Genomic DNA, 1,181 nt, shown 5'->3' with positions numbered 1-1,181 from the left:
GTCAACGACCTCGAGGCGTGGGCAGCGAGCACAGCTGAGCAGATGCTGCCCGAAACATCCGAAAGCGTGAGCGACACCAAACTGACTGTGAGCCCAGCGCTTGCGGAGCTTTTCCCAAGCCTGGCGGAGACTTATCCGGCAGCCGCTCACCCACGCGACCGCATCCAGTCCTTGCTCGACCACTATCCTCCGCGCATCACTCCGCGGCCGGATGGCTACATTGCGGATGACCTCGTGCAAAGCGCGAGCAATCTTCTGAGCCTCGGGATCAAGGTCGGAACGGACGCCTTCAAGTCCGACACGAGTGTCCAGCTCTTCATGAAGAAAAGCGAATGGCTCCAGGGGCTCCTGCAGCAGACGCCAGGCCTGAAGTCCGTGCCCTATGTCAAGAGCATGGCGGCGACCCTCAACCACGGACGGTTCAATGTCGACACGACCCTGGAGGATCTGAAGGACAATCCCACATTGGCGGCTTCAATCATGGAGGCCTCTATTCATCTTGCTGCGGAGAAAGGGATTCTGCCTGGCTTTGGCCGACAGCCTGCCGAGGCTTCTGCCATCACGTTGACGCTAACTCGCGAGCAGGCTTCAGAGCGCGCCCAAATCGAGGTCGCGCGCGCCGCAGCCGAAGAGAAGGAGATCACTGTAGCAGCACGTCAGGTTGCCAAGGACCTTGAGCTGTTGGGCATCGATGTGAAGATGCCCCATCTCGACCGTCGGTTAAGATCGGAAAGCTCCCTCAGAGACCAACTCATGGAGGTGAATGATGCCCCCGAAGGCGCCTCACTGCTGATCAGCAACGCCGTGCGCCATGTCTTCGAAGTGCCCGATAAGGATTTTGCGAAGGCCTTCCGGAAAGCCATTCTGTCGTTTGAGGAGCAAGGCTACGCCGAAATCAGCACAACCAACTGGTTCAGGATGAGCGCTCCGACGTTTGTCGGCATGAAGACTGTGCTCGCCACGCCGGATGGCTACCGATTCGAGGCGGAGTTCCATACGCCGGGCAGCTACAAGGCCAAAATTGCCAATCACGACACGTACAAGGAACTCCAGCGACAGCGCAGAGGCGATGCACCGGATCCCCGTAAGATGGAGCAGCTCACCCAGCGCGTGCGCGAGGTCTGCAAAGAAGTTGCGATACCGGAGGGTGTCAGAAACATTCCCCACTTTTCGATCGAAGG

The 1,181-nt window shown here is 58.9% G+C and carries 1 pseudogene; it reads left to right on the top strand.

The features are described from left to right. A pseudogene (locus tag GGD61_RS40165) lies at positions 1–1,181 on the top strand (hypothetical protein); the annotation flags it as partial.

Origin of the sequence: Bradyrhizobium sp. SBR1B, from assembly GCF_014198205.1 — a bacterium.
Lineage (GTDB): Bacteria > Pseudomonadota > Alphaproteobacteria > Rhizobiales > Xanthobacteraceae > Bradyrhizobium.
Note: the sequence above shows the minus strand (reverse complement) of the source record. Positions and strands in the feature narration are given on the sequence as shown.